This window comes from Bacillus sp. P4_D3 (genome assembly GCF_056401855.1).
In genome coordinates, this window is sequence record NZ_JBFUIN010000021.1 from 1 (window position 1) to 24,354 (window position 24,354).

17 protein-coding genes, 2 pseudogenes and 1 riboswitch are annotated in these 24,354 nt (G+C 35.0%); of the genes and pseudogenes, 13 read left to right on the plus strand and 6 right to left on the minus strand.

Going from position 1 to position 24,354, the window contains the following annotated elements; genetic code table 11:
- From AC1DTM_RS06030 to AC1DTM_RS06050, 5 genes and pseudogenes are all read left to right on the plus strand, one after another.
- Positions 1 to 398: pseudogene (locus tag AC1DTM_RS06030) on the plus strand (S-adenosylmethionine decarboxylase related protein); the annotation flags it as partial.
- 146 nt (positions 399 to 544) lie between these two features.
- Positions 545 to 1,771 carry an ATP-binding protein gene (locus AC1DTM_RS06035; protein ID WP_002159451.1) on the plus strand — a complete coding sequence of 409 codons (1,227 nt, stop codon included), beginning with the start codon at positions 545 to 547 and terminating at the stop codon, positions 1,769 to 1,771.
- Positions 1,772 to 2,000: 229 nt separating this feature from the next.
- Complete coding sequence (locus AC1DTM_RS06040) at positions 2,001 to 2,384, plus strand: hypothetical protein (RefSeq protein ID WP_033710503.1); 384 nt, start codon at positions 2,001 to 2,003, stop codon at positions 2,382 to 2,384.
- 92 nt (positions 2,385 to 2,476) lie between these two features.
- Positions 2,477 to 3,595: a PRK06851 family protein gene (locus AC1DTM_RS06045; protein ID WP_133059464.1), complete on the plus strand. Its 1,119-nt coding sequence runs from the start codon at positions 2,477 to 2,479 to the stop codon at positions 3,593 to 3,595.
- A 113-nt stretch (positions 3,596 to 3,708) separates the two neighbouring features.
- Entirely contained in the window at positions 3,709 to 4,491 is a 783-nt protein-coding gene (locus AC1DTM_RS06050) for a nucleotidyltransferase domain-containing protein (RefSeq protein WP_088098659.1), read from the plus strand.
- A gap of 99 nt (positions 4,492 to 4,590) precedes the next feature.
- Here the strand turns inward: AC1DTM_RS06050 and AC1DTM_RS06055 are convergent, their stop codons facing one another.
- Entirely contained in the window at positions 4,591 to 6,117 is a 1,527-nt protein-coding gene (locus AC1DTM_RS06055; RefSeq protein ID WP_256416100.1) for an FAD-dependent oxidoreductase, read from the minus strand.
- A gap of 581 nt (positions 6,118 to 6,698) precedes the next feature.
- Here AC1DTM_RS06055 and desB point away from each other — a divergent pair.
- Positions 6,699 to 7,784, plus strand: a complete 1,086-nt coding sequence (desB, locus tag AC1DTM_RS06060; RefSeq protein ID WP_088098661.1) for a Delta(10) desaturase DesB — start codon at positions 6,699 to 6,701, stop codon at positions 7,782 to 7,784.
- 50 nt (positions 7,785 to 7,834) lie between these two features.
- Here desB and AC1DTM_RS06065 read toward each other — a convergent pair whose 3' ends face one another.
- From AC1DTM_RS06065 to AC1DTM_RS06075, 3 genes are all read right to left on the minus strand, one after another.
- Positions 7,835 to 8,527: an amino acid ABC transporter permease gene (locus AC1DTM_RS06065; RefSeq protein WP_070169811.1), complete on the minus strand. Its 693-nt coding sequence runs from the start codon at positions 8,525 to 8,527 to the stop codon at positions 7,835 to 7,837.
- A 93-nt stretch (positions 8,528 to 8,620) separates the two neighbouring features.
- Entirely contained in the window at positions 8,621 to 9,415 is a 795-nt protein-coding gene (locus AC1DTM_RS06070; protein ID WP_070138681.1) for an ABC transporter substrate-binding protein, read from the minus strand.
- A 121-nt stretch (positions 9,416 to 9,536) separates the two neighbouring features.
- Positions 9,537 to 10,259 carry an amino acid ABC transporter ATP-binding protein gene (locus AC1DTM_RS06075; RefSeq protein ID WP_002113623.1) on the minus strand — a complete coding sequence of 241 codons (723 nt, stop codon included), beginning with the start codon at positions 10,257 to 10,259 and terminating at the stop codon, positions 9,537 to 9,539.
- A gap of 375 nt (positions 10,260 to 10,634) precedes the next feature.
- Between AC1DTM_RS06075 and AC1DTM_RS06080 the strand changes: the two are divergent.
- Positions 10,635 to 10,820: pseudogene (locus AC1DTM_RS06080) on the plus strand (HAMP domain-containing protein); the annotation flags it as partial.
- Positions 10,821 to 10,835: 15 nt separating this feature from the next.
- Positions 10,836 to 11,762, plus strand: a complete 927-nt coding sequence (locus tag AC1DTM_RS06085; protein ID WP_423747629.1) for a methyl-accepting chemotaxis protein — start codon at positions 10,836 to 10,838, stop codon at positions 11,760 to 11,762.
- Positions 11,763 to 11,792: 30 nt separating this feature from the next.
- Here the strand turns inward: AC1DTM_RS06085 and AC1DTM_RS06090 are convergent, their stop codons facing one another.
- On the minus strand, positions 11,793 to 13,127 hold the full coding sequence (locus AC1DTM_RS06090) for an FAD-binding oxidoreductase (protein ID WP_088098663.1): 1,335 nt from the start codon (positions 13,125 to 13,127) through the stop codon (positions 11,793 to 11,795).
- A 374-nt stretch (positions 13,128 to 13,501) separates the two neighbouring features.
- Here AC1DTM_RS06090 and AC1DTM_RS06095 point away from each other — a divergent pair, with 374 nt between their 5' ends.
- The 4 genes from AC1DTM_RS06095 to AC1DTM_RS06110 all read left to right on the plus strand — a co-directional run bounded on the left by AC1DTM_RS06095 (position 13,502) and on the right by AC1DTM_RS06110 (position 20,961).
- Complete coding sequence (locus AC1DTM_RS06095; protein WP_088098664.1) at positions 13,502 to 15,166, plus strand: glycoside hydrolase family 13 protein; 1,665 nt, start codon at positions 13,502 to 13,504, stop codon at positions 15,164 to 15,166.
- Between the two features lie 194 nt (positions 15,167 to 15,360).
- Positions 15,361 to 16,998: a PTS transporter subunit IIBC gene (locus AC1DTM_RS06100; protein WP_016103422.1), complete on the plus strand. Its 1,638-nt coding sequence runs from the start codon at positions 15,361 to 15,363 to the stop codon at positions 16,996 to 16,998.
- 4 nt (positions 16,999 to 17,002) lie between these two features.
- Entirely contained in the window at positions 17,003 to 17,794 is a 792-nt protein-coding gene (locus AC1DTM_RS06105) for an endonuclease/exonuclease/phosphatase family protein (protein ID WP_016103423.1), read from the plus strand.
- 305 nt (positions 17,795 to 18,099) lie between these two features.
- Positions 18,100 to 20,961, plus strand: coding sequence for a YhgE/Pip domain-containing protein (locus AC1DTM_RS06110; protein ID WP_088098665.1), 2,862 nt, complete (start codon positions 18,100 to 18,102; stop codon positions 20,959 to 20,961).
- Positions 20,962 to 21,001: 40 nt separating this feature from the next.
- Here AC1DTM_RS06110 and topB read toward each other — a convergent pair whose 3' ends face one another.
- A complete protein-coding gene (gene topB, locus AC1DTM_RS06115; protein ID WP_088098666.1) occupies positions 21,002 to 23,191 on the minus strand; it encodes a DNA topoisomerase III in 2,190 nt (729 codons plus the stop codon).
- Positions 23,192 to 23,358: 167 nt separating this feature from the next.
- Positions 23,359 to 23,471, plus strand: a riboswitch (TPP riboswitch).
- Between the two features lie 72 nt (positions 23,472 to 23,543).
- Here topB and thiM point away from each other — a divergent pair.
- The gene (thiM, locus tag AC1DTM_RS06120; protein ID WP_088098667.1) at positions 23,544 to 24,353 is read left to right on the plus strand and encodes a hydroxyethylthiazole kinase; all 810 of its coding nucleotides are present in this window, start codon (positions 23,544 to 23,546) and stop codon (positions 24,351 to 24,353) included.
- Position 24,354: the final 1 nt, after the last annotated feature.

The window sequence follows — 24,354 nt, forward strand, 5'->3', positions numbered from 1 at the left end:
TAATTAGACAGAACTTAGATAAAGTGGAAGATTTATGGAATTGGAATCGTAAAGTATTTAATCCAGCAGAAGATGATATTATAGGAGAAGATTTAGTCGGTGTGTTACTCGTTTATGAAAATAATGAGACATACATGTATAATGTAATGAATAGTAGCCAAGTTTTTCAAAAATATAAAACAAATGCGACGTACTTTCAAGTAGGGTGTGGAATTTATGCTGGTTTATGTAGTTTACTGTTAGATACTTTTGGACAAGGTGCTTATTATGTAGAAGAATTATTATTAAATACTGAAAGTAAGTATGGGGAATATTTAAATTTATATATGAAGGATTTTGTAGTAGGACATAATAATTTTACAGATGGATTGCTAAATGATAGGGTAAGATGGATATAAATTGTGACTGAAAAGGAAGGAGCTGTATCTCCTTCCTTTTATAGTATGAGAAGGTTACATGTTGCCCTGAAAGCAATTTCATAATTATAATTTAAAGAGATAATAGTTGAAATGTTTTTTTGGTATTGATCAAGAGGAGTTTTTATATGAACAAATACAAGAGCTTGATTTATGAAGAAAGAGAAGCTTTAAAAGTATTTATATTATTATTCTATATTATATTCTTTTTATATGATGTTATTTATTATTTCGTTTATCCTGCTATGAATATTAATGAAGCAAGGGTAGGGTGGCCAGAAGGTGGTATGGGAATAGGTGTATATATATTAGTAATATCTTTATTTCCTATTTCAATATATCTTCAAAAACAAGGTTATGTATATTTTGTAAAATATTTATTTTTAATTGGGTACATGCTTATTGATCTTATTAATAACTTAATGATTTATTTACACAGTGATCGTGTTTTTGAACAGGGAAATATGGTTGAAATATTTTTAATTTTATTTGCACCGATTTTCGTGAATAGAAAATATTTTTATTTCGTTTCCTGTAGTGTAATTGGAAAATATGTATTTTTTACTTTGATATTACAAGATGTAAAAGTTGTGATTCCGCTYGTATTATGTATATTCTTTTTCATCATTTCGCATTCTTTATTAAAGAGATTTCAATCTTATGTAAGGACAGTTGTTGAGATGATGAACAATATGAAAGAGACAGAAAATTTAGCTGTTATTGGGACTATGTCTACAACAATCGCTCATGAAATTCGAAATCCATTAACAGCTTTAAAAGGATTTACACAAATTCAAAAAGAAAGAAATCTTGAAGATACGATGAGCTATGAGATTATGCTGCAAGAAATTGAGAGAATTAATGAGTTTGTTAGTGAATTGATGTTATTAGGAAAACCGAAACCAACAAATTATGAAGGGTGTAATATACGGGAAATCCTTTTATATGTTGTACAGTTAATGGAAAGCTATGCGACTCAATATAAAGTGAAATTTCATTTGCAAGTAGATGGAAATTTACCCGTTATAAATGGTGATGATAAGCAATTAAAACAAGTGTTGTTAAACATCATCAAAAATGGAATTGAATCGATGCCAGAAGGTGGGGATATTCAGATTCATGCATATGAAAAAGTTGGAGAGAACTTGTGTATTTCTGTTGAAGATCAAGGTTTTGGGATAGAAAATGAGGAAATAGAAAAGATCGGAAAAGCTTTTTATACAACAAAAGAGAATGGTACAGGACTTGGATTAATGATTACATATAAAATTATTGAAGAACATCAAGGGAGTATCGCGATTCAAAGTAGTATGGGGGTAGGAACGAAAGTAGAAATTTATTTACCAACAGTGTAGTGCATTAGACGAAATTACTTTTCAGAAAAGTGTTCTTGTTGTGTAAATATAAACATTTTATAAAATGTTTAAAGAAGGGTTTTTTTTATAAAACACTTCGTTTATAATGGAGGAAAATATCGACATAGAGCTTTTAGCTCATGTAACGGTTCGGTAGTGTTATGAAAAGAAAAGTAGGGGTGCACGCGCATCCTTTTTTCTATGCAGATATGATGAAAGGGGTGGTATGATGGAATTAACATTGAATTCAACTGTATGTTTACACACAATTCAATTTCGAAAAGAGAGATTAAATTATATTGTAAAAGATACAATTACAGGAGAAACATATGAAATGCCGCCACTTTGGATTGATGCACTAGCAATGATGCGTGACGGTTTTTCATTAGGAGAAATTGAGGAGAAATTAAAAGAAGAGTATCCGGCAGAAGAAGTAAATATGCTAGCATTCACGAGGCAACTGTTAGAGCTAGAGCTTGTCGGAATGATAGATGGAGAAGAGATAGCTTGTACAAAGAAGAAAGATAAAGATTATTTAGCTTGGGTACGTCCAAGGGTGGAACAATTCTTTCTTAACTTAAATAAAAAATATAAAAGCAAAGGTCAAAAGTGATCTTTGCTTTTTTAGTGCAATACAAAATAGGTATTCACCCAAATAAAGATTTTCGCATATTGTAGCTTATGTAAGTAGAATGCTGCGAAGGAGTGAGTGCAGTGACAGGGAATGTATTGAATTATTATGCCGGTGGAAATACAGCTAGAGGATTTCACAGCTTATACGAAGAGAATTTGAAGGGGTTAGACAGGTTGTTTATTTTAAAGGGAGGCCCAGGAACGGGAAAATCTTCTTTAATAAAGGCAATAGGGCGTGAATGGGTCGATAAAGGGTATAATATTGAATTTTTACATTGTTCTTCTGACAATAAATCAGTTGATGGTGTGATTATTCCAAAATTAAAAGTAGGGATTGTTGACGGTACATCACCGCACGTTATTGAGCCGAAAATGCCTGGAGTTGTAGAAGAGTATATAAATTTAGGCGTTGCTTGGGATTCAGATAAATTAAGAAAGCAGAAAATAGAGATTGAACGATTTGTTTCAGAAGCAAGCAAAGCCTTTCAAGCAGCTTACGGGTGTTTTAAAGARGCGCTAGTTATACATGATGAGTGGGAGAAAATATATATTAATAACATTGATTTTAATAAAGCAAACGAATTAACAGATCAGCTTATACAGAAATTATTTGCAGATAAAGGCGGGAAGAAATCAATTGTGAAACATCGTTTCTTAGGTGCTGCTACACCGAAGGGAGCAGTTGATTTCGTTCCTAATTTGACAGAAGGGCTTCCGCATCGCTATTTTATAAAAGGCCGCCCAGGTTCTGGGAAATCAACAATGCTTAAAAAATTAGCTAAGGAAGCAGAAGAAAAAGGTTTTGAAGTAGAAGTGTATCATTGTGGATTTGATCCAAATAGTCTCGATATGATTATCGTAAGGGAATTAGGATTTGCAATTTTTGATAGCACAGCACCGCATGAATACTTTCCGAGCCGTGAGGGGGATGAGATTATCGATATGTATGATCTCATTGTTGCACCAGGGACAGATGAAAAATATGCTAAGGAAATTCGCGACGTTTCAATTCACTATAAAACAAAAATGAATGAGGCGATGTCTTTCTTAGCAAAGGCAAAATCAGTTCGTGATAAATTAGAACGAATTTATATTGCCGCTATGGATTTTTCAAAAGTCGATGCATATAGAGAAGAAATCCAAAAAGAGATTGAACGAATTGCAGTTACTGTAATTGAAAAGAAAAAATAGATGCTTTGTTAGGCTGTCGGGAATTTTCTGACAGCTATTTTAGTATCTGGTAAAATTAGTCTTATATTTGTCGAATTTCCAGGGAAATGATCAAAAAATGGGGAGGATATGAAATGAGAGAGAAAATTGAATTAGAACTAGAACGAATTGAAAAAGAGAATGATGTGAAAATTTTATTTGCTGTAGAATCAGGGAGCCGGGCGTGGGGATTTCCATCGAAAGATAGTGATTATGATGTTAGGTTTGTTTATATACGTCCTGTAGAGTGGTATTTATCAATTCATGATAAACGTGATGTGATGGAATACCCAATTAGTGATGATTTAGACATAAGTGGCTGGGATCTTAAAAAGGCATTGCAACTATTTGCAAAATCTAATCCAGCGTTACTCGAATGGATTAGATCACCGATTTTTTATTCGAAAAACTCTAACCTTCCAGAAGAACTTCAGCAAATGAGTGAAAAGGATTTTAATCCGAAATCAACGATATATCATTACTTACATATGGCTTCAAAAAACTATCGTGAATTTTTGCAAGGTGAGAATGTAAAGTTGAAAAAGTACTTTTATGTATTACGTCCTATTTTAGCTTGTAAATGGTTAGAGGAGAAATCGACTTTGCCTCCTGTAGAATTTGATCGATTGATTACAGAATTAATATTAGAACGTAGCGTGTTAGATGAAATTGAAAAGTTATTAATAAAGAAAAAAGCAGGTACTGAATTGGACGTTGGATTGAAAATTGAGGTGCTAAATCAATTTTTAGAAGAACAAATTGATTATTATCAGCAATACGTAAAAGGTATTGAAAAGAGATTAGGGATTGATATTGAGAGTTTGAATACATTATTTCGAAATATGTTGTTTGAAGTATATGAAAAAGAGCACAAGTGAGTTTGTGCTCTTTTTTGTGTTTTAGGAGTAAAGAAAACGGCGCTAGTTACGATTAGTCTTACGAAAGGGAGTAAATGAAAATTCACGCTGAATCTGTAATTATTCGTTATCAACTCGTTTTAATGGTTGATCTGCTGGACCTTCCATAACATCCCCATCAATTGAAAAGCGGGAACCGTGACAAGGGCAATCCCACGTACAATCACCGTTATTCCATTCAACTTCACAGCCGAGGTGTGTGCAAGTTGTATCGATGATATGTAATTTTCCTTCTTTATCTTTATAAGCACCTGCTCGTTTACCGTTGACATGTACAACAGATCCTTCGCCAACTTCAAGATCTTCTGGCTTACGTAATGCGGTTTCAATTTTTCCTTCAATTAAGTGTTTAGCAACATCAATGTTCTGAGAGAGGAAAGTTTTTATATCTGGATTTGCATGAAAGCGTGATGGTGCAAACAGTTCTTTATATGGACTGTGGATTTTTAGAATGGAGTCCTTCAGTAAATGAGCTGCTGCAGTTCCAGTCGTCATTCCCCATTTACGATATCCAGTTGCCACAAATATATTTGGATTCCTTTCGTTAATATGTCCGATATAAGGAAGCTTATCTAGCGTGATTAAATCTTGTGCTGACCATCTATAGGGAACTTCATCTACTCCAAAAGTTGCTTCAGCAAAAGAATAGAGTGCTTCGTAATGAAGCATCGTATTAATTCCTTGGCCTGTTTTATGGCTCTCTCCGCCAATCAATATCAGCTTTTCTCCATTGCTTGTCGTATAACGTATGGAGCGTTTTGGATCATCGATACTTAAATACATGCCCCCTGGATAATCTGTTTTTGCTTTTATTGCGAGAGCATAGGAGCGTTCTGCGTACATTCGCGTAAAGAAAAAGCTATTAGCATCATAAAAAGGAAAATGTGAACAAGAGACAATATATTTACAAGTGATGCGATGGTCACCCTTTGTAATTACTTGTGGATAATCTCCTTTTTCCACATCAATAGCTGTTGTTTGCTCATAAACCATTCCGCCCATTTCCACAAACTTTTCTAAAAGTGTTTTTAAATAAAGGAGGGGATGGAATTGCGCTTGATTTTTCATCACAAGTGCAGATTGTACGGGAATAGGAATCGACAGAGATTGAACATAGTCACAAGGTATATTTAACTTTTGATAGGCTTCATATTCTTTCGTTAAATTTCGCAGGCCATTATTGGTAGTTGTATATAAATAAGAATCTTCATTTGTGAAATTACAGTCGATTTTATATGTTTGTACAGTCTCATTTATGAATTGTAGAGCTTTACTATTTGATTCGTAGTAAAGTTGAGCTTTTTCAACACCAAAATTGTTTATTAATTCATCATAAATGAGATCATGTTGGGCTGTTACTTTTGCGGTTGTATGCCCAGTTGTTCCATTTAAAACAGAACCAGAATCAATTAAAACGACTTTCATTCCTTCTTTAGCGAGTAAATAGGCGGTGGTAATGCCTGTAATACCAGCTCCGATAACGGCAACTTCGGTCTTTATATTTTCGGATAAATGAGGAAAAGTAGGAAATTGAGTAGATTCAATCCAATAGGATGATGGTAACTGCGGAAATGTGTCATCTGTCATTTTGAAAACCTCCTAAATTAGAACAATTTTCCTTTTAATATTTCCATATTATATGGAATTCATGTATGTTGTTTTCGTAGCGTTCTATTTTTATTAAACGAAAGATAAAATTATTTTAATATAATTATTTTATTGGGGCAGTATGAAGAAGTAGGATTTATATAAAGCTAAATTCAAGTGATTCCATTTGTTGATTACATAGAGAGTTCTTGAATGAGATAGAGTCTGTGTTGTTTAAGTAGATGTGTACATATAGCGGATAAAGCCTTATGAAATCTATGCTTTTTCTTTAGTGAAATAAAGTATAATTATAAAAATATAACCAACTTTTATTACTAGGTCATAAAAGTTGTTGACAATATAGAAATTCTATTGTTATGATTCATCATGTGGAAAGGTTGATAGAGAGTAAAAAGAGAAATGTTTTTCATTGATAATAAAAGCGGAAAAATAAGTGACGATAGAGTGAGTATATTTTCCTTATGATAAATGCTTTTTGGATCACGTAGTAAAATCAATCTGGAAGCAAGAATTAATATATGCAAGTTGCGCAGGGCGCGGCATAAGAAAGGGGCAAAAGGATGAAGGAGCTTCATACGTTTGGGTGGTATGCAGCGCGTGTATCACCACATTTGCCGAAAAAAGCATTTAAACCAGTTCCTAATCGTTTATTTGGTGGACTGGCTTATTTACTTGTGGCATTGGCTGGTTTAATAACGATCGGTGTATTTGAATTGAATGTGTGGGCAAATCTAGGAATTGCAATTGTTCTTGGATTATGTTTTGCTTCACTTGGATTTTTAGGACATGAAATTTTACATGGAACAGTTGTAAGAAAGGCATGGCTTCGTGATTTTTTAGGTGCGATAGCATTTATGCCATTATCAACTGGCCCAAAACTTTGGAGAAAGTGGCATAATGCAACGCATCATGTTCACACACAGCATGAAGAGAATGATCCAGATGCATGGCCGACATTTGAGAAACTGAAAAAGAGTAAGTTTTTGAGTTGGGTATATCGCATGCCTCTTCATGTACGTTCATTCTTTAGTTTCCTGTCACTAACAATTCAATTTACGTTACATTCGACTCGAATGTTCTTTCATTTTATAAAAGAATTTAAGTCATCCAATCAAAAATCTGTATGGCTTCAACTTCTTTTGCCCTGGACAGTTTGGATTAGTTTATTGTTTATTATGGGACCTACAAAGTGGTTCTTTGCATACGTGATTCCGTTGTTAATTGCTAACTTTATTGTAATGGCGTATATCGCAACAAATCACCGCTTAAATCCAATTGTTCCAGTAAATGATCCGTTAGCAAACTGTTTATCAGTAACAGTACCGCGCTGGGTAGACGTTTTACATTTCAATTTCTCATACCATACAGAACATCATCTGTTTCCTGCTATGAGTTCTAAATACTATCCATTAGTAAAAGATAAAATTAAAGAAATGTGGCCGGAACGCTATCACGAAATGCCGATGACAAAAGCATTGGCAGCACTTTGGAATACACCACGTGTGTATTATCACGGAAGTGAATTAGTTGATCCGCATAGGGAGCATTTCTATGGTTCTTTAGGAAATGGATTGGATCCTCATAATATTTCATATCGTGAGGAACATATAGAGGAAAAAGAGACTATAAAAAAAGCAAATCAATAATAGATATATTTTACGATGAAAAAGCAAGCTCTCTTAGAGCTTGCTTTTTGTTATAAAGAAACTTCTTTCTTGTTCTTTGTCTTGACGTGGACAGAGTTATTTTCTTTCCGTTGTAGTCGTTTTTCTAGAAGACTAACAAAATAAGTAAATAGAAGAACTAGTGCGAGATAGTATAGACCAACGATTATGTATGTATCTAATTGTTGGAAGTTACCTGCGGCAATTGATAAACCGGATCCCCATAATTCGGACAATCCTACATAAGCAACGAGTGAAGAATCTTTTAATCCTATGATAAACTGATTCCCTAGAGGAGGAAGAGACAGACGAAATGCTTGTGGTAATATAATCCGGCGCATCGCTAAAGGGTAAGGCATACCTAAAGAGCGAGCAGCTTCTAATTGTCCCCGGTCAACGGATTGAATTGATCCGCGGAAAATTTCAGTAATATATGCACCGTTATGAATTGCTAAAGCAATTGCTCCTGCCCAAAAAGGGGTAAAAACAACAACGGATGTAATCCCAAAATAGAGAATGGCAATTTGAACAATTAAAGGTGTACCACGAATAATGGCGATGTATACATGAGCAATACTATTTAAAACCTTATTGTTAGAGATTCGAAAGAAAGCGACTAGTAATCCAATTAGTGAACCGAGTAATAGGGATGTTAATGTTAATTGTAATGTGACAATAGTAGCCTTTAAGAGTGTGGGATAGGTAGAGATAAAAATTTCAAACATATGTGTCACCTCATATTGTATGGATTTTAGTAGGGAATGAAATGCCCCACATACAAGGTGGGGCATAATTTATGAAATCTCTAAATGGCTAATTTACTTTGTTTTTGCCTCGTCTCCAAGAATATTACGCCCAAACCATTTCTTACTAATCTTTTCATACGTGCCGTCTTTAATGATTTCATCTAGCGCTTTATTTACCTTTTCGACCATGTCTTTATTGTCTTTATGAATAGCAATTCCCATTTCATCAAGGTTTAACGGTTTTCCAGCTTCTTTTATATTTGATTTACCTTCTTTAATCATACGAAGACCAACCATTTGATCAGTAATAACTGCGTCTACACGTCCTGGTTCTAAGTCCATAAGTGCAGTAATATCACTATCATATTCTGTAATTTGATCTGTATGTTTTGCAACAAGGGTTTTGAAAGTACTTGCTTTTACAACACCTATTTTTTTCCCTTTCAAGTCCTCTGGAGAAGAGATAGATGTATTCTTTTTAGCTACAAAAATTTGTGCACCAGAGCGATAATATGGATTTGAGAAATTCACGGCTTTTAATCGTTCTTCTGTAATTGCCATACTTCCTAATATCACATCATATTTTTTTGATTGTAGACCTTGAATCAATGTTTCCCAAGGATTTGTAACAGGAACAGGTTTCATTCCCATCTTTTTCCCGAGAGCTTCACCTATTTCTACATCAAAACCGACAAGTTTCCCGTCATTTTCTTTATAGTTAAAAGGTTTGTATAAACCACTCATCGCATAACGAAATTCTTTTTGACCATTAGATGAAGTGGTAGAGCTTTCCTTACTACAGGCTCCTAGTATGAAGGATGTACATAATGTAATACTCGCAACAATGGTTAATAGTTTTCTTTTCATAAAACCCCTCCTATATATTAATCATACGGATGGTTTTAAGTATGTTACTGAGATATTTTATTTGGACAATTAGTTGTGCACCGTATGAATGTATTTCTTTTCATTTGAAACAGAAGTTACATTATAAAACGTTGCGTAAAAATTGCTTTGCCCGTTCATGCGATGGAGCGGAAAAAAATTGCGCTGGTGAAGCATCCTCTACAATTTTCCCGTCATCCATAAAGATAACGCGATCAGCCACATCTCTTGCGAAATTCATTTCATGAGTAACAATAACCATGGTCATTCCTTCTTCAGCAAGTTCTTTCATAACTTGCAATACTTCTCCAACAAGTTCAGGGTCTAAGGCTGAGGTGGGTTCATCAAATAGCATAATTTTAGGATTCATAGCAAGAGCTCGCGCAATGGCAATGCGCTGTTTTTGACCACCTGACAGGAGGTGGGGAGTTACATCTGCTTTATCTTGTAGGCCGACTTTTTGTAGGAGTTGATTTCCAATCTCCTTTGCATTTGCTGTCTCCAATTTTTTTACGTGAATAGGTGCTTCTATGATGTTTTCTAGTGAGGTCATATGAGGAAATAGGTTAAAGTGCTGAAAAACCATACCGACATTTTCACGGACTTTGTTTAAATTTGAATGCTTTGGATCAATTCGCTCACCTTGTAAGTGAATTTCACCTTCATCGTACATTTCTAAAAAGTTAAGACAGCGAAGTAATGTACTTTTGCCGGAACCACTGGCGCCGATTAAAACAACAACTTCTTTTTCTTTTACTTCTAAATCAATTCCTTTTAAAACATCAAGTGAGCCGAATGATTTTACTAGATTTCGAACTTGAATCATACAAAACCCCCAGTCAAAAATATATTTTACAAATGTTGCCCCTTATTTCTGTTATTAGTCATAAATTGTCAGAATCCTTTATTTTTTTGACGGAATTTGATATTCAAGGGAATTATGATTTTTAAAATCTCTATATCTTTCTATAACGAAAATATGGATAATAATATATAGGTAGCACTTATATTGCTTATAAGAAGGGGGAAAGAAGAGATGGAAAAAGAAAGGAAGACATTTTCCTTTGGTTTACGTATACAGCTTATGCTATTTACTACAGTTTTAGCTTTAATTACATATTCAACAAGTTTATTTTTTATTTACGTTATATATGATTATTTTCAAAGTTATGTAAGTCAAACTGTTTATAATATTATCGTTATGTTATTAGGTGTAGTATGGTCTGGAATTTTAGCGTATGGGGCAGCAATATTTTTAATTAAACCACTTCGAAAGTTGGAAGAAGCAGCAAGGAAAGCGGCTGATGGTGATATTCGTGAAGATGTCCCGTTGCCAAAAGTAGATGATGAGATTAAATCTTTAAGTGTTGCATTTAATATGATGCTCGAGAACTTAAGAGGTATGGTAAAAAATATTGATACTACATTTTCGTATACAAATAATCAAGTTCAGCAAATTAGAAAACAAACAGGGGAAGCGACAAAGCAAGCACGCGGTGTGTCTGAAACTCTTGCAGAGATTTCTTCTGGCGCCGAGCAATCAGCAGCTTCCATTCAGGCGATTGTTTCAACTGTCGATACAACAACCTCTATTGCGAGTGAAGTAGAAGAAAAAGCAAAAAAGTCCGACGAGTTGTCTTTAGAAATGGTTCAAGCTTTAGGACAAAGTACACGTGTCTTTACTTCTTTAATTCAAGGCATTCAAACATTGGCAAAAGAGAATGAAGATTCGATGCAAAATGTACAGAAGTTAGAAGAACGAATGAAACAAGTAGAACATATTGTTTCTGTTGTGAGTGAGATTGCTAGTCAAACGAATTTATTAGCATTAAATGCTTCTATTGAGGCAGCTCGTGCTGGAGAGCATGGAAGGGGCTTTGCAGTTGTAGCTGAAGAAGTACGTAAACTTGCTGATGAAAGTGATCATTCTGCCAGAAATATATCGCAATTATTACGGAATATGCAGGAAGAAGTGCAACAAGTCGCATTGAAAATGACGGAGCAAGTGAAAACAGCTAAAGAAGAGGCAAAACGAGGAGAAGCTACTGAATTAATTTTAAAAGAAATGTCATCGAGTATTATGGAAGTTGCCGATGCAACTAAGCAAATTAGTAGCTATATGAACGAACAAGTGAGTCACATTCATCAAACAGGAGCACAGACGAAGGCTGTAGCAGCAATTGCTGAGGAAACATCAGCTGGTTCACAAGAAGTGGCACGTGTGACTCTCCAACAGTCTAAAAATATGGTAATAATTGATCGATTATTAAAGGATTTAGAGAAGCAAGCAGCTGATTTGAAACAAACAATTGAACGATTTTCAATGTAAAAAGGAAGAACAGAATTCTGTTCTTCCTTTTTACGTATGGGAAGGAGGAATGCTTTGTTGAAAACGAAAAACATTACAAGGGTCATATGCTGTCTTCACTTTACGCAACCTTTGAAAATTAGAGCCATAATAACTAGTTTGCCAATTTTTTATGTCGATATCGGGCCAATTGACATAGTCTCCCAGTGTGTAAGGATCTAAGCTTTCCCGTAAATCTTTAACCCAGCGTATATTTCGGTTTTCTTCATCGTTGCATTTCCAAGAAGTAATATATTCTTGAGCAATAATTGCCTTGCGGTGGAAATAAGCTGTTTCATTCGAAGAAATATTTTCCACAGCACCTACGAGTGATTGGTGCCAAATACTCGCATCTTTATTTGGTGCATGAGAAAGAAAATGTTGCATGATTTGAATGCCTTTAAGGGGAATCGTTTTATATACATAGGAACCAGAGCGCTTAAATTTTTCAGGGATATTACCACTATTAAAGAATTGAACAGCCTTTATATAAGGAACTTCATCTATAAAGAGAGAGTGGTTACCAGTTTCAAGAAGAGGAGATAATAGAGGATAGAGTTCAGAGGGAGAGCCAACAAATTCACCTTTAACCTCGATTTTATTTCGTTGTTTGGAGAATAATTCAATTGATGAAGTGAGACGTTCATCTATATAAGGTGCCCAGTTTTGCCAAGCTTGAAATGCAGCAATAAAGTCTTCCCATTCCCATGTAAGCGAGAAAATTGAGACGTTTTTTATAGGATGGACTCGAAAAGTTAAGGAAGTAACAATCCCGAAATTCCCACCCCCACCGCCGCGGCATGCCCAAAACAGGCTAGAGTTTTCTCGTTCATTTGCGCGAATGATTTTTGCACCAAATTTTCCGCACGCTTGTACCATTTCGACTTCTACTAATTGATCACATGTTAGTCCAAATAAGCGTGAAAGCATGCCAATGCCACCGCCGAGTGTTAACCCCACAATTCCGACACTTGCACTTGTGCCAGCTGGTATTGTAACACTATATTTCCAAAGTTCTTTATAAACAGTTCCGAGATTTGCACCAGCTTCGATTGTTGCTGTTAATTTCCTTGTACTAACCGTAATTTGCTTCATTTCACTCACATCAATAATAAGCCCGCCATTTAAAAGAGAGAAGTTTTCGTAGCTATGACGTCCACTTCTTAAGCGAAATGGTATATGACGCTCACGTGCCCATTTTAAGGCGTTACACACATCATTTTTATTTTGACAAAAAACAATAATACAAGGGAATTTTGGAATGCTTAAATTTAAATTTATTCGGGCTATGTCATACTCAGGATCCGAGGGAACGACGATACGACCAGTTAATTTTGTTTGTTTCAATTTATATCTCCTTTCTGAAATAATATGAGCTTGTATTAGTATATGAAGAGTATATTTAACACGCATGGACGAGAAGAGGAGAAGGATTAGATTTATCCCGTTATTTGCCGAGCTGTAAGACAATCCGGCTGAAGCAAGAAGATAGGGCTGCTCGTAAAAGTCCGATTGGTAAGGGCTAATAATCAGTGGGGGATGGACAGCCCACACTGATTAAAGTTCCACTTTATCTTTGTGAGAAATAAATAAAGCATAAGAATCAGGAATCTACATAGAGTTCAATGAAAACAGTTGCAAACTATTCATATTTTGTTATGATAGTGTTACGAAAACGTTTGCATAAAAAATCCGATGGGATGCAAAAGGAGAGAATTAGTATGAATAAGACATGGTGGAAAGAAGCTGTCGCTTATCAAATTTATCCACGTAGCTTTATGGATTCAAATGGTGATGGTATTGGAGATTTACAAGGTATTATTGCAAAACTGGATTATTTAAAAGATTTAGGTATAGATGTAATTTGGATTTGTCCAATGTATAAATCACCTAATGACGATAATGGTTATGATATTAGTGACTATCAAGATATTATGGATGAATTTGGTACGATGGAAGACTTTGATGCATTACTAGATGAAGTTCATAAGCGTGATATGAAGCTTATTATTGATTTAGTTATTAATCATACAAGTGATGAACATCCGTGGTTTATTGAGTCACGTTCTTCTAAAGACAATCCGAAACGTGATTGGTATATTTGGCATGATGGTAAAGACAGCGCGGAACCAAACAATTGGGAAAGTATCTTTAATGGTTCTACATGGGAATATGATGAAGTGACAGAGCAATATTATTTACATTTATTCTCGCGTAAACAACCAGATTTAAACTGGGAGAATAAAGAAGTTCGTGAAGTTTTATATGATACTGTTAATTGGTGGCTTGATAAAGGTATTGATGGTTTCCGCGTTGATGCGATTAGCCACATAAAAAAAGAAGATGGTTTACAGGATATGCCAAACCCAAAAGGGTTAAAGTATGTGCCTTCTTTTGACAAACATATGAATGTAGATGGTATTCAGCCATTACTAGAAGAATTAAAAGAAAATACATTTGCTAAATACGATATTATGACTGTTGGAGAAGCAAATGGTGTGAAAGTTGAAGATGCTGATCTTTGGGTTGGAGAAGAGAACGGTAAATTCAATATGGTATTCCAGTTTGAGCATTTAAGCTTATGGGATGCAGAAAAGAAGAAAGATCTTGACGTTGTTGAGTTGAAAAAAGTATTAACAAAGTGGCAAAAAGGTTTAGAAAATAAGGGATGGAATGCTTTATACATTGAAAATCATGATAAGCCACGTATTGTGTCTACTTGGGGAAATGATAAAGAATATTGGCGTGAAAGTGCAACGGCTTTAGGTGCGATGTATTTCTTTATGCACGGCACACCGTTTATTTATCAAGGACAAGAAATTGGTATGACAAATGTTCAGTTCCCAAATATTGAAGATTATGATGATGTAGCAGTTAAAAATTTATATCGTGAGAAAATTGCAGAAGGAGTATCGCATCAAGATATGATGGAAATTATATGGGCTTCTTGCCGCGATAATTCACGTACACCTATGCAGTGGAGTGCTGAAAGTAATGCTGGCTTTACAACGGGAACACCTTGGTTTGGCATGAATCCAAATTATGAAGAAATTAATGTTGAAAAGCAGAAAAATGAAGAGGGATCTATTTTCAATTTCTATAAAAAAATGATTGCCTTGAAAAAAGAGAACGATGTATTAAATTATGGTACGTATGATTTACTTTTAGAAGATAATCCGCAAATTTACGCATATACTCGTACATTAAACGATGAAAAAATTATTGTTATTAGTAATATCTCGAAAGAGGAAGCAGTGTATAATGAGGAGAAATTTGCACTAGAACGCAAACGTTTGCTTTTAAATAACTATAAAGTTTCCGATCATGATCAATTAACTACAATCACGTTAAAACCTTATGAAACAAGGGTTTATCGCATTTCATAATAAAAAAGGATGCTCTTGGAGCATCTTTTTTTATGAAAAAAAATAAATTTCTATTGCAATGTGAAAACGCTTTTATTAAAATAGATTTATGAAAACGGTTGCGTAACAAAAAAAGAAGGAATCGTTTTCATAAGAGAAACAGAAATTATAATTTAAATCATTATGTTGTTATAAATAAAGGGGAGGAAGAACAGATGAAAATTACGTCTTTTGATTTTTGGCAAAAGTTCGGGAAAGCATTGTTAGTTGTTGTAGCTGTAATGCCGGCAGCGGGCTTAATGATTTCGATCGGTAAGTTAATTGGGATGTCTGCTGGGGATATTAACGCAGTTCATACAATTGCTCGAGTAATGGAAGACATCGGTTGGGCAATTATTACAAACCTACACATTTTATTCGCAGTAGCAATTGGGGGATCTTGGGCGAAGGATCGCGCAGGTGGTGCATTTGCAGCACTGTTAGCATTCGTCTTAACAAACAGAATTACAGGAGCTATTTTTGGCGTAAACGCTCAAATGTTAGCGGATTCAAAAGCGACAGTTTCTTCATCATTAGCAGGAGATTTACTTGTAAAAGATTACTTTACTTCTGTACTTGGTGCACCAGCATTAAACATGGGAGTTTTCGTAGGGATTATCACAGGTTTCCTAGGAGCTACTTTATATAACAAATACTATAACTATAATAAACTGCCACAGGCATTAGCATTCTTTAATGGAAAACGATTCGTGCCATTCGTTGTAATTGTATGGTCTACAGTTACTGCGATTGTATTATCACTTGTATGGCCATTTATCCAAAGTGGATTAAATGAATTTGGTCGCTGGATTGCAGCATCTAAAGACAGTGCACCAATTGTTGCACCGTTTGTATACGGAACGTTAGAACGTTTATTATTACCGTTTGGATTACATCATATGTTAACGATTCCGATGAACTACACAGAGCTAGGCGGAACATATACGATGTTAACTGGTTCAAAAGTTGGACAAGTTGTAGCAGGACAAGACCCATTATGGCTTGCATGGATTACAGATTTAAATAACTTATTAGCAAATGGAGATACGAAAGCATATAACGATTTATTAAATAACGTTGTACCAGCTCGTTTCAAAGCTGGACAAGTTATCGGCTCAACAGCAGCGTTAATGGGGATTGCATTTGCGATGTTCCGTAATGTTGATAAGGAAAAACGTGCAAAATATAAACCAATGTTCTTATCAGCTGCATTAGCAGTATTCTTAACAGGTGTAACAGAACCAATTGAATTCATGTTCATGTTTATTGCGCCAGTATTATATGTTGTGTATGCAATTACAACAGGACTTGCATTCGCATTAGTAGATTTAATTGATTTACGTGTTCATGCATTTGGATTTATTGAGTTAATTACACGTACACCAATGATGGTCAATGCAGGATTAACAAGAGATTTAATTAACTTTGTCATTGTTTCATTAGTGTTCTTCGGTCTTAACTTTACGTTATTCAATTTCTTAATTAAAAAATTCAATTTACCAACACCAGGACGTGCAGGTAACTATATTGATAATGAAGATGAGTCATCAGAAGGAACAGGAAATGTACAAGATGGTTCATTAGCAACAAAAGTTATTGATTTATTGGGCGGAAAAGATAATATTGCTGACGTAGATGCTTGTATGACACGTTTACGTATAACAGTAAAAGATTTAGATGTTGTTGCACCAGAAGCACAATGGAAACAAAATGGTGCTTTAGGACTTATTGTTAAAGATAAAGGTGTACAAGCCGTATATGGCCCGAAAGCTGACGTATTAAAGTCAGACATTCAAGATATGTTAGGTGCGTAATAATATGAAATTGCTAACTTTAAATTGTCACTCTTGGCAAGAAGAGAATCAAATTGAAAAAATAAAGTATCTTGCTAAAGCAATTCAAGAAGAAGATTATGATGTGATCGCATTACAAGAAGTAAGTCAGTCTATACAAGCTGAAAATGTATGCGGTAACAAGAAAAAAGATAATTTTGGACTTTTACTGCTAGAAGAGTTAAGAGCATTAAACGTAAAAGAATACAATATTATTTGGGATTCCTCTCATATTGGATATGATGTGTACGAAGAAGGATTAGCAATTATAACAAAGCACAACATTGTAAAGGAAGATACGTTCTTTGTCTCAAAAAATAAGGATACAACGTATTGGAAAACACGCAAAATTGTAAGTGCAACAATTGCTTATAATGATAAGAATATAACGTTTTATTCTTGCCATCTCGGTTGGTGGAATGATGAAGAAGAATCATTCAAAGACCAAGTTGATCGTTTAATGGAGCGTGTAAATAGCAATGAACTTTTCTTCTTAATGGGTGATTTTAATAACAATGCTCGTTTGGAAGGAGAGGGTTATGAGTATACGATGCAAAAAGGTTTATATGACACATATGAACTAGCGATAGAGAAGGATGAAGGAACAACTGTCCAAGGAGAGATTGCTGGTTGGGATGAAAATAAACAGAAATTACGAATCGACCTAATATTAAGCAATCAAAGTAAAACAGTTAATTCTTCAAAAGTCATTTTTAATGGAACAAATCGAAATGTAATTTCTGATCATTTCGGTGTAGAAGTACAATTAGATATATAATAGAAGAAACCCTCACAGATAATGAAAAGCTGGGAGGGTTTTTTGATAAATACAAGTATTCCCAAGAGAAAATACTTGTATTTTTTATGACATTTCCTATATATTTGTTATTATTGAATGTAAAACTAATTTGGTCATTTTGTATGCATACTTTTTTAACTTCGTTATATAATGAAGTAAGTGAAATATTTAATGGGAAAAATAGTATGTTTTCGTTTAATCCACGATGTAGAAAGTGATATAATTGCAAAATGCATGTATCATTTTCTAAAGAAAGAAAAATATATAATTAGGTGATTGCTTATATGAAACAGATTTGGCGTATTTATAAGACAGATTTACGGAATGTAGCCAAACATTGGGCTGCAATTGTTATTGTTTTAGGGTTAATGATTTTACCATCGTTATATGCATGGTTTAACATTAAAGCTTCTTGGGATCCTTACGGAAATACGAAAGGAATCCAGATTGCAGTTTCTAACCAAGATGTTGGATCAAATTTAAGAGGAAAAGATATTAACATCGGGGAAGAAATTGTAGATTCACTTAAGAAGGACAAAAATTTCGGGTGGAAGTTTGTTGATGAAAAGCAAGCAATTTATGGAGTAGAGCGTGGAGATTATTCCGCAAGTATTACTATTCCAAAAGATTTTTCTGAAAAGATTGCAACAGTCTTGAATGAAAATCCACAGAAACCGGAAATTGATTACTATGTAAATGAAAAGGTGAATGCCATTGCACCGAAGATTACAGCTAAAGGTGCATCGGGTCTTACAGAAGAGGTTAGTAAAAACTTTGTTAAAACAGCAAACGGTGAGATTTTTAAAATCTTCAATGACCTTGGAATCGATTTAGAAACTAACTTACCGAGTATTGAAAAGGTCAAAGATCTTGTATTTAAGTTAGAAGCACAGTTCCCAGAAATGAATACACTTGTGGATAAAGCATTAGATGATGCGACGCGAGCGGAAGACATTGTGAAAGTAGCGCAAAAAGATTTACCTGTTGTAGAGAGTGTAATAAATGATGGACAGGAAGCATTGGCAAATTTAGATAAGTTCTTTGCGAATCAAGATCAAACATTGAAAAATGCTCCAGGTACGATAAGAAATGATTTAGTAGTAGCCCAAGGTGTTATGGATAGTGCAGCTGCATTTACTGACTTTTTAATGAATCCGGGTGTGGATTTAGCCATTCCTGATTTGTCTGGAATGAATGGATTGCCTGAATTCCCAGTGAGACCGGACCTTTCTAAGTTGAATAGTGATGGTTATAAAAATATAGCGCAAAATATTAATCAAACAGTCAATAATGTTTTAAGTTCATCCCGTGCAGGAACAGCTTATGCACAAAGTGTTATGGATGGATTGCAAAATGGAAGCGTGGATCCAGAGATAGCTAAGAAAAATATTTCGACTATATCTAATAATCTTCAAACGCACATTGACAATCTTTCTTATGTAATTGATGTTATGGCTCGTTTAGAGCAAGGGGCTCAAACTGAGTTTGGGCAAAATTTCTTTAAAACAAGAAAAGAGCATTTAACGGATATTAAGAATGGACAACAAGATTTAAATAATCGCTTTAAACGTTTAAACGATTTAATTAGCACAGGTCAAGAAGTAAAACAAGATGTGCGAGATGGAATCAATCAGAAATTAAATGAAACAAATGCTTTAATCGATCGAGCTGAAAAAGATTATAATGAAACATTTGTAGCAGATTATCAAAAAGCAGTTAGTACAGTAGATCAAGCTAAAGTTGATGCAAATGCAGCATATGATAATGCAAAAGCAGATTACGATAAAGCGAAAAATAGTATTGAAAGTACTAAATCTAGCGTCCAAAAAGCAATGGAGGATTTACAGAATAAAGGTGTTAACGGTTTAGAAGGATCAAAAGCGGCTTTAAACAGCTTAAATGGTCAATTCCAATCTGGCATCGGTTTAATTGACGATATGATTCCAGTTCTAGAAAGCACAAATAAGGTTTTAGCAGATGTGAATAGTGATAAAAACCTTAATAATGGAATTACAAAGTTAAATAAAGCGAAAAGTAGTTTACAAAAAGGTGTAGATGCAACGAATAAGGGAATTACACTTATTAATAATGGGCAGAAGCCTACAAAAGATGTAATTGAAAGTATTAACAATGCAGCAAAAGGCGGATCAGCTCAATTAACAGATGTATTATCGACGTATGATGCAGAAATTGTACCAGGCTTCAATACAGCAATTGCTCGTACAAAAGAGATGTCGAAAAATACAACTCAAATTTTAAATGATGCAGACAAAAAGCTTCCAGATGTTAAAAAATTACTAGAAGATTCATCAAAAGGCTTAGTAGACGGTAGAAAGAAATTAGCAGACATTAAAGCTGAAATGCCGGAGACTGAGAAAAAGATTAAAGAATTAGCAAATAAAATTCGTGATTTTGAATCTGAAGAGGATATAAAAGACATCATACGCTTATTGAAAAACGATGTTGAAAAGCAAAGTGACTACTTTGCAAATCCAGTGAATTTAAAAGAGAATAAATTATTTGCAATGCCGAACTACGGTTCAGCAATGTCACCATTCTATACAGTGCTTGCATTATGGGTAGGCGCACTATTAATGGTTTCACTATTAACGGTAGAAGTACATGAAGAGGGCGCTAATTATAAGAGCCATGAAATATACTTTGGACGTTTATTAACATTCTTAACGATAGGTCTTTCACAGGCGTTTATCGTATCGATGGGGGATATATTCTTACTCGGTACGTACGTAGTCGACAAATTCTGGTTTGTGTTATTTAGTTTATTTATTGGGGGAGTATTTGTTTGTATCGTGTACTCACTCGTTTCTATTTTCGGAAACGTTGGGAAATCGATGGCGATCATTTTACTTGTACTGCAAGTAGCAGGATCGGGCGGTACATTCCCAATTCAAATGACACCACCGTTCTTCCAAGCACTTTATCCGTTCTTACCATTCACATATGCTATTAGTGCAATTCGTGAAACAGTAGGTGGAATGCTTTGGGATATAGTAACTAGAGATTTACTTGTGTTAAGTGCTTTCGTAGTAATCATGGTTGTGGCTGCATTATTACTGAAAAAACCAATTAACAAATCAAGTGAAAAGTTTGTTGAGAACGCAAAAGGAAGTAAAATTATTCATTAAAATAAAAGGTTCCTACCGATAGTGGTAGGAACCTTTTTGTTTAATCAAATTTTAATTTCTTTAATGCTTCTGCGAATGGATTGTTTAATGGTTCTTCTTCTTTGTTCTGTTGTTTCATATATTTTTGGACGTCACGTTTATCAGCTTTGCTGCCGGATTCTTTTTTACGTCTCTCTTGGAATGTAGAAAGTTTCTCACGATAGCCACATGTACATGCGAAAATTTGGCCTGCTCCTTCACCACGAAGTTCTAGTTTCTTTTTACACTGAGGACAGCGTGCGTTTGTGGTGCGGGATACATTTTTACGGTGACCACATTCGCGATCTTGGCATACAAGCATTTTACCTTTTTTACCGTTTACTTCTAACATTGGTTTACCACAGTCTGGACAAGTCTTCGTTGAAATGTTGTCGTGCTTATATTTTTTATCGCTTGATTTAATTTCAGTAACAATTTCCTTCGTATAGTTCTTCATTTCTGAAATGAATACTTCTTTCTTTAACTTTCCTTTAGCGATAGCTTCTAACTTTTGCTCCCATTCACCAGTTAGTGTAGGAGATTTCAGTTCTTCTGGCACTAAATCAAGTAACTGACGGCCTTTTGAAGTAATATGAATATCTTTACCACGTTTTTCAAGTAAGAACGAATTGAATAACTTGTCGATAATATCAGCACGTGTAGCTACAGTACCTAACCCACCAGTTGATTTTAATGTATCAGCAAGTTGTTTGTTTTGCGTATCCATGTATTTTGTTGGGTTTTCCATCGCTGAAAGTAATGTTGCTTCATTAAAACGTGCAGGTGCTTTCGTTTGACCTGATGTTTGGACAATTAGTTTTACGTTTAATGTGTCGCCTTTTTCGATGCGAGGTAAGATTTGTTCTTTTACATCATCGATTGCATCATCATCTTCAAATCGATTTTCATAAACCTCTTTCCAACCAGCATGTAAAATCGTTTTTCCACGTGCGATGAACGTTTCGTCACCAATTTTCGTGCGCAATGTTAGTTGTTCATATTCAAAGGCCGGGAATAAAACAGCTAAGAAACGTTTTACAACTAAGTCATAAATTTTACGTTCTTTATCGGTGAAAGCTGAGAAGTTTACATAGCTCTCTGTTGGAATAATTGCGTGATGATCACTTACTTTACTATCATCAACAAATGATTTATTAGATTTTACAGGTTTCTGCAATACTTTATGTGCTAAAGGACGGTATTCTCCAACTCCACAAGCCTTCAGACGCTCTGGAAGTGTTCCGACAATATCAGATGAAATATAGCGTGAATCTGTACGAGGGTACGTTAAAACTTTATGCTGTTCATATAATTTTTGCATAATGTTTAATGTTTCTTTCGCAGAGTAACCAAATATTTTATTCGCATCACGTTGTAGTTCAGTTAAATCGTAAAGACCAGGGGCGAATGATTTCTTTTGTTTTTTATCAATGTCTACAACAGTAGCATTTTGCTTACTAATTTTGTTTACGATTGCATCAGTTTTTTCTTTATTAAAGCTACGGCTATTTCCTTTTGTATCTTGCCAAGTTAGCTTTAATCTCTCAGCTGTTTGAGCTTCGATACCATAGTAAGTTTGAGCTTTGAAATGTTTGATTTCATCTTCACGGCTTGCAATCATGGCTACAGTAGGTGTTTGCACACGACCACAATTTAGTTGGGCATTAAAGCGAGTAGTTAATGCTCGAGTCGCATTAAGACCGATATACCAGTCAGCCTCTGAACGTGCGACAGCTGAAGCGTATAGATTGTCATATGCTTTTCCTGGCTTTAAATTTGCGAAGCCATCTTTAATTGCTTTATCGGTAACAGATGAAATCCATAGACGTTTAATCGGTTTCTGCATTTTAACTTTATCGATAATCCAGCGTGCGACCAACTCGCCCTCACGACCGGCGTCAGTAGCTATAATGATTTCATTTACATCTTTTCTAAGTAGCTGGCTTTTCACAGCATTGAATTGTTTACCAGTTTGTTTAATAACTGTTAATTTCAAACGCTCCGGTAGCATCGGTAAATCTTCTAAATTCCAATTTTTATATTTCACATCATAGCTTTCTGGATCAGCTAATGTAACGAGATGACCTAAAGCCCAAGTTACAATATATTTACTACCTTCAAGATAGCCGTTTCCTTTTTTATCACACTTCAGTACGTGAGCAATATCTCGTGCAACGGAAGGTTTTTCAGCAATTACAACGCTTTTTACCATATTAAAAACATCCTTTCAAATTTCCATACGTTAAATATAGCACACATCTTCTTGAGATTCAGTTGCGCCTAAGGTTTGTATGTTTTTTGATTAAAGTCCCATTTTATGTAAGGAAGTAAAGAGCTTGTCATTTTATTAGAATAAGGGTAGACTTTGAAGTAGATGAATAATAAACACATGGGAGTTTGTGGATGCAAACTGAGAGTATGACTAATAGTCCGTCATTGACCATTTGAACCTGTTGGATAATGCCAGCGTAGGGAGAGTGTAAAAGCACATGTTCAGGCACTTTGCGTACGCGCAAAGTGCCTTTTTGTGTATCTCCCATCACTATAGTTAGGAGATGAAAAGGATGAATATGAAAGAAATTAGTAAAGTAGTGGATTTGGTAAGAGAGTCTAATCCGCTCGTTCATAATATTACAAATGTTGTTGTAACGAATTTTACAGCAAACGGTTTGTTAGCATTAGGAGCATCGCCTGTAATGGCGTATGCAAAAGAAGAAGTAGCAGAAATGGCTAGCATTGCGGACGCGCTTGTTTTAAATATGGGGACACTTCGTTCTGAAGAGGTAGAAGCAATGCTCATTGCTGGGAAATCAGCAAATAAACATCATGTACCAGTATTATTTGACCCAGTTGGGGCAGGAGCAACTTCTTATCGAACAGAAGTGGCGAGACATATTCCAGCTGAAATAGATTTAGCGATAATCCGCGGAAATGCAGCTGAAATTGCTAATGTTATTAATGAGAAATGGGAAATTAAAGGTGTAGACGCTGGTACAGGAAATGGTAATGTTGTAAATATTGCAAAACAGGCAGCGGATGAATTAAATACAGTTGCGGTAATTACTAGAGAAGAAGATGTTGTTACAGATGGAGAGCGAACTATTCTTATTCGAAATGGCCATCCTATTTTAACGAAAGTTACCGGGACAGGCTGCTTATTAACTTCTGTAATAGGAGCATTTGCAGCGGTTGAAAAAAATTATATGAAGGCAGCGGTCGCGGCTTTAACGTTTTATGGAGTAGCAGCAGAAATAGCGGCTTCGAAAACTGTAGAGAATGGACCAGGAAGCTTCCAAATTGAATTTTTAAATCAGTTGGCGAATACGACTTCAGATGATATTGAGAAGTATGGGAAGATTGAGGTTATACAGTAAG

What these genes read in the sequence shown, in the direction of transcription:
- AC1DTM_RS06040 (WP_033710503.1), top strand. Translation starts at nt 2,001, where the DNA reads ATGGAATTAACATTGAATTCAACTGTATGTTTACACACAATTCAATTT.
- AC1DTM_RS06050 (WP_088098659.1), top strand. Translation starts at nt 3,709, where the DNA reads ATGAGAGAGAAAATTGAATTAGAACTAGAACGAATTGAAAAAGAGAAT.
- AC1DTM_RS06055 (WP_256416100.1), bottom strand. Translation starts at nt 6,117, where the DNA reads ATGACAGATGACACATTTCCGCAGTTACCATCATCCTATTGGATTGAA.
- desB (WP_088098661.1), top strand. Translation starts at nt 6,699, where the DNA reads ATGAAGGAGCTTCATACGTTTGGGTGGTATGCAGCGCGTGTATCACCA.
- AC1DTM_RS06065 (WP_070169811.1), bottom strand. Translation starts at nt 8,527, where the DNA reads ATGTTTGAAATTTTTATCTCTACCTATCCCACACTCTTAAAGGCTACT.
- AC1DTM_RS06070 (WP_070138681.1), bottom strand. Translation starts at nt 9,415, where the DNA reads ATGAAAAGAAAACTATTAACCATTGTTGCGAGTATTACATTATGTACA.
- AC1DTM_RS06075 (WP_002113623.1), bottom strand. Translation starts at nt 10,259, where the DNA reads ATGATTCAAGTTCGAAATCTAGTAAAATCATTCGGCTCACTTGATGTT.
- AC1DTM_RS06085 (WP_423747629.1), top strand. Translation starts at nt 10,836, where the DNA reads ATGGTAAAAAATATTGATACTACATTTTCGTATACAAATAATCAAGTT.
- AC1DTM_RS06095 (WP_088098664.1), top strand. Translation starts at nt 13,502, where the DNA reads ATGAATAAGACATGGTGGAAAGAAGCTGTCGCTTATCAAATTTATCCA.
- AC1DTM_RS06100 (WP_016103422.1), top strand. Translation starts at nt 15,361, where the DNA reads ATGAAAATTACGTCTTTTGATTTTTGGCAAAAGTTCGGGAAAGCATTG.
- AC1DTM_RS06105 (WP_016103423.1), top strand. Translation starts at nt 17,003, where the DNA reads ATGAAATTGCTAACTTTAAATTGTCACTCTTGGCAAGAAGAGAATCAA.
- AC1DTM_RS06110 (WP_088098665.1), top strand. Translation starts at nt 18,100, where the DNA reads ATGAAACAGATTTGGCGTATTTATAAGACAGATTTACGGAATGTAGCC.
- topB (WP_088098666.1), bottom strand. Translation starts at nt 23,191, where the DNA reads ATGGTAAAAAGCGTTGTAATTGCTGAAAAACCTTCCGTTGCACGAGAT.
- thiM (WP_088098667.1), top strand. Translation starts at nt 23,544, where the DNA reads ATGAATATGAAAGAAATTAGTAAAGTAGTGGATTTGGTAAGAGAGTCT.